The following is a 5,406-nucleotide window of genomic DNA, read 5'->3' as shown; positions in this document are numbered from 1 at the left end:
TGTTTATAAGATACAGTCATTAGCTCATATCGATTTTTGTCAGCTTATTTTAGTTTAATTTTTTCTAAATTTATTAGAGATAAGTTAATCCTTTTTTAAGATTGATAAAATTTACACTTATTTTTAAATATTTTAATCTCTCAATTATTTTCTTAACTTTAAATAGATAATATCACTAATTGGTTTATATATTATATATTCGCCAACATGATGAAAAAATCCTCGAACCAATCACTCCAATTTTCAATAGGATATGCAGCTCCTCCATTTACGCTTTTTAGAAGATTGGATGTATATTCTTCTCCTATAGAAAAAAGTTCACCTATTGTTATATCATATCCTCTAGATGTAACTACTTTACAAAATGAATCCATAACATCACGTTGTTTTCTTGTTTCCATAATCTCTTTCTTAAACTCTGAATCTTTCTTTGCTTCATCTAAGATTTTAATTAATTTTTCATTCATTATATACATTCCTTTCTATATAAAAAAGAAGCCATCTTAAAAAAAACTAAGATGACTTCACTTAATCGTTATAAACAGTATATTTACTAGTATAAAATAATTGGTGTACCTGGTTCTATATTTTCATATATTTTCTTTGCCTTAGAAAAAGGTGTATTTACACATCCATGTGAACCTGATGACCTATATATCCCTCCACCAAAAGAACCTCTCCAAGTAGCATCATGAATTCCTATATTTCCATTAAATGGAAGCCAATAGCTTACAGGTGAACTGTAGCCTTGACCAGTTAAAGAAACATTTCTAGCTTTATAGTTAAGAGGATATATACCTGATGGTGTAGCAAACCCTCTACCTAAATCTCCAGTTACAACATCTGTTGATACAAGCATTTCTCCATTTTTAAAGAACCACATGTGTTGGTCGGAAAGACTAATCTCAACATATGTATTACCAATATCATCTTTATTACGAGATACAGCTTTTTGCATGTATATAGGTTCTCTCGTAACATTTTTGCCAGCTTTTACAACATCAACTAAAGCTTCAGCTTCTTTCTTTTTATCTATCAACCATCCATAAATTCCACCTGAAATAGTAATCTCTTTACCAGTTGCAGTTTTAAATGGTCTTGAATCTCCAAAAGTACTATATTTTTTGCTTAATCCTCTTGTATACTCTACCATCACATCATTATCGAAAGTTATGTCATAATTTTTTTCTGAGTCTACTTTTAACCACTTATTAATCTCAGAACCATCTAAAGTTTCCTTACGGTCACTAAAATCATATGTAACAACTACACCAACATATTTATCTAATGTCTTAATAGCTTCTTTTAACTTTTCTGAATCCTTTGTATTGTTTGGAGCTTCATATACTTTATTTTCCTCTAAAGAAACAGAAGTAACACCAGAATTAATTGATTTTTGTACTAGTTTATAAAAATCATCTTTTTTTACTTTGTTTCCAAGTACCTCTGGTACTATAACATAAGCATTTTTACTGCTATCATACTTAGGGTATGCACTCTTAGGCTCTACAACGTTTTTACTATCAAAACAAGATAAAGCATTAAACCCTTTTTCTAGTAAATCTTTATCATATGAAAGAGTTACCATATTATTATACTCTTTAGATTTAAATATTCCACCAATCCATCCAAATGAACTTTGGCTATCTTTTATTTTTTGAACCTTATCATCTGGTGTAAATTTTAAGTCTATATCTTTTGCTTTTATTTGTTCTTTTTTATTGTTTCTTTCCTCTAGACTTAAAGTATAAGAATTAGTACTTGATGTTAATAAATCATTTACTTGTTCAACTGTCTTTCCTGACGCTTTCACACCATTAATAGTTGTACCAAAGTAAAAATGATTTCTAAAAAAGATTGCCATCCCTATATAAGCTACAATCAAAACACCTGCTACTATAGCTATCTTAACTTTTAGATTTTTTTGCCCACTTTCTTGTTTTGCCTCTTTTCCTTCAATCATAACTAAATCCTTTCTTCATTATAATTACCTATGTACTTTACTAGTTTTAAAAAACCTTATTTCTTCTATATACCCAAACTATTATATTATTAATTTATATTTTTGAAGATAGAGTTATTTACATGATATCAATTTATCTTTCAGATAAAATGCTTATTGTCAATGCCCCCTTTCAAAATCCCTTAAATATAACCTCTGCTATAATAATATATTACCATACTTTTAAGCATCAGTGTGGCTATCTGTCTATTTTTGTGACATTAAACTACTATTTTCAAAAAAAGAAACTAATATCTTGTTAGTTTCCTTTTTTGATTCATTCTTATATATTAGTCTCCAACTTAACATAACGTTGTTATATACATTTTATATAATTATTATTTAATTATTTTAGTTTCTATGTCCTTTCCATCTGCATATTCTTTAAGTAAATCCTTAGAATATCCAAAGTACTCTTCAATATCTGATTCTGGACTAAATGAAAATATACAAATTAGTATTTCATTCGCATCTGTTGTTATCATAGCTCTCTCAGAATCACTAGTTGGACTTCCAAATTTACCTAATGAATCAGATAATATAGGTAGATTTTCTATATTTATCAACTCTTTTCCAATACCTTTATACTGCTCGCCTTCATCACCTACAGTAAAACATATTGGTGGATGTAATTTACTTACATTATATGTACCAACTGGATATAATGATTTTATAGATATTAGATTATTTATTTCAACTATATTATTTATTGTATATAGACCCTTCCCTTGAACAATTCTTCTAACTAATGCTTCTGAAGACGTTCTATATCTACTTGGATTTTTGCCAAGTTCTTTATATGCATCTCTTGCATCTTTAATCTTATCCAATTTCGTAATATCTTCAATTTCTAGCTTTTGATTTAAAATATCACAAAACTCATTTATCCCATTTATTAACTTTTCTGAGCTTTTATTTACTACTACTTTTGCTTGGATACATCCTAATTTTGCATCAGGCCATTTGTCCTTAAGTTTTTTATCAATGCTTATATCTATCATACTCAAACAACTCCTATACATTAAATTTTTAGTTAAGTTCTTTATCATCTATACATTATAGTACTATTCTTTTGTTAATAACATATTTATATTTAAAATAATTTATTTTTAACAGATTTTTGTAAAAGGTAATTACTTTCCTCATATATAAATCTTACAAAATAAAAAACACTAATTATCTAGCAAGCATTTATTAAATCCAAGCATCTATAATAGTGTTTTATATAAAAAATTAAATTTTACTTTTAAAGTAATTCCATAAAATTTTGAACTGGCATTGGTCTTGCAAAATAAAACCCCTGAACTAAATCACATCCAAATTGTTTCATTAACTCAGCCTGTTTCTTACTCTCAACACCTTCTATAATTACAATTAAATCTAATGATTTTGCTAGAGATACTATAGACTTTGCTATATTACGACTTTTCTCATCATTTTCAATACCATTGAGAAAAGATTTATCTAATTTTAATACATCAATTGGCATATCCCTTAGACAACTAATAGAGGAATAACCTGTCCCAAAATCATCCATAGAAATTGAAAATCCATACTTCCTTAATTCATTTAAAACACTCTTTAATATATTTAATTCATTAATAGCTACAGTTTCTGTTATCTCCAATTCAATTAAACTTGAATGTATGTTATATGTTTGGATAGTACTATTGATAAATTTTACAATATCTGGTTGATATAACTCAACCCTAGATAAATTTACTGAAACTGGTACTAATTTTTTACCTTGTTTTTCCCATTTAGATAAATCGCTACAGACTCTTTCAAATACAAATCTACCTATTTTTAAAATCAATTGACTTTTTTCTGCTATTGGAATAAATATAGCTGGACTTATAAACCCATGTTCAGGATGATTCCATCTTATCAGTGCTTCACTTCCTATCATCTCACCATTTACAAGTGAAAACTTAGGTTGATAATAAACTTCAAATTGATTCTTTACTAATGCTGTTTTTATATCATCTAAAATTATAGATTCTTCACTAAGCTTATTTCTAACATCTTCATTATAAATAGCATAGTTTATATTTTTACCTTTGGCAACAGACCTTGCCATGTTGGCTTTATTCACAGCCTTTTGAGCATCTACTTCTCCTTCTTCTACGAAGTAAATACCCACACAAAGAGAAATTTCAAATACTGTATTTAGATTATTTTCAATATTACTTCGTATACTATCAAGTTTTTTTATAATTTTATTTCTTCCATTTTTATATTCACAGAAAATAGCAAAATAATCACTTGAAAGCCGTGCATATATTTCACCTTCTGTTAATTCCTCTTTTAAAGCTCTTGCTATAGTAATTAATAGATTATCACCAAATTCATATCCAAAAGTATCATTAATCATTTTAAAATTATCAATATCAAAATATACTATAATATAATTTAAAGATGGTTTATTTAAAAGATGCTTACTACATTCTCTATAAAATTTATTTTGATTTCCTATATGTGTGACTCTATCTTCATATGCTAAACTTAATATTTCTTTTTCATTAGATTTTTTTATGTACATTATATAGAAAATAATTGCAATAAACACAAATATAATCAATAACACTGCATATACAGCTCTCTTAATAATTTGCTCAGAATTACGGAATATAACACTTTCTGGAATTGAAAAAATCAAGTTCCAATCCTTTATGTAATTCTCTTTGCTCTTCTCATTATCCATAGTAGCATATCCTAGGTATCGTCTTTCTCCTGACATATTTAAGATTGCTGCACCTGTTTTATTTTCTTCTAATTGTTTTTTTAATTGATTTACATCTTCAATATCATTATCCTGTTTTAACAATTCATAAATATTCTTTGATAATCTATCTTGTTGAGGATGAAGTATAACTGTCCCATTATTTTTTACAACATAAGATATACTATTATTTTCATAAAAAGATACATTTATAAGTTTCATTAGAGTATTAACATTATAAGTACAATATAAAACTCCAACTACTTTATCATTACTTAATATTGGTACTGAGATAGTAACCTTTTTTACAGACTTATTTACTTCATCAACATATGGACTTGAAACATACTCTTTGCCATTAATTGAATTTTCGAAGAATTCTCTATCTTTAACAGAAAACTTATTACCCTTAGTATTTTCTGCATTCCCATTTATATCAACAATTGCCATAGTATAAAATTTTTGGTTTTCCATTTCATCTAAAAGCTTTTTTATTTTTTCGTCATTAGACATGTTTGGATTTGAAGTATAATAACTTGAAAAAATATTTAAAATATCTAAATCTTTTTCAATTTGTCTTTGTGCTAATTGAGAACCTTGTGTTGCAACTTCTTTTATATGTACTTCTGCCTCTGATATAAGAAGATTTTTTGTATCTTCTATATATAGATATCCTAATATC

General features: G+C 26.9%; 4 protein-coding genes. All 4 read right to left on the bottom strand.

What is annotated here, in order from left to right; genetic code table 11:
* Positions 1–191 precede the first annotated feature (191 nt).
* Positions 192–467, bottom strand: a complete 276-nt coding sequence (locus KGF50_RS20230) for a Nif11-like leader peptide family natural product precursor (RefSeq protein WP_227849724.1) — start codon at positions 465–467, stop codon at positions 192–194.
* Between the two features lie 86 nt (positions 468–553).
* Positions 554–1,963 carry a L,D-transpeptidase family protein gene (locus KGF50_RS20225; RefSeq protein WP_227849723.1) on the bottom strand — a complete coding sequence of 470 codons (1,410 nt, stop codon included), beginning with the start codon at positions 1,961–1,963 and terminating at the stop codon, positions 554–556.
* Between the two features lie 377 nt (positions 1,964–2,340).
* Positions 2,341–3,003 (bottom strand): phenylalanine--tRNA ligase beta subunit-related protein, encoded by a 663-nt coding sequence (locus KGF50_RS20220; protein WP_227849722.1) that lies wholly within the window; start codon positions 3,001–3,003, stop codon positions 2,341–2,343.
* 245 nt (positions 3,004–3,248) lie between these two features.
* Positions 3,249–5,406 (bottom strand): EAL domain-containing protein (locus KGF50_RS20215; protein ID WP_227849721.1); only part of this gene is annotated, 2,158 nt, incomplete at its 5' end.

It is taken from the genome of Clostridioides sp. ZZV15-6598 (assembly GCF_020657705.1).
Lineage (GTDB): Bacteria > Bacillota > Clostridia > Peptostreptococcales > Peptostreptococcaceae > Clostridioides > Clostridioides difficile_F.
The sequence above is the reverse complement of the archived record's forward strand: the minus strand, read 5'-3'. Positions and strand labels throughout refer to the sequence as shown.

Excerpts from the sequence above, each read along its gene's own strand:
- KGF50_RS20220 (WP_227849722.1), bottom strand. The coding sequence starts at position 3,003 with ATGATAGATATAAGCATTGATAAAAAACTTAAGGACAAATGGCCTGAT.
- KGF50_RS20230 (WP_227849724.1), bottom strand. The coding sequence starts at position 467 with ATGAATGAAAAATTAATTAAAATCTTAGATGAAGCAAAGAAAGATTCA.
- KGF50_RS20225 (WP_227849723.1), bottom strand. The coding sequence starts at position 1,963 with ATGATTGAAGGAAAAGAGGCAAAACAAGAAAGTGGGCAAAAAAATCTA.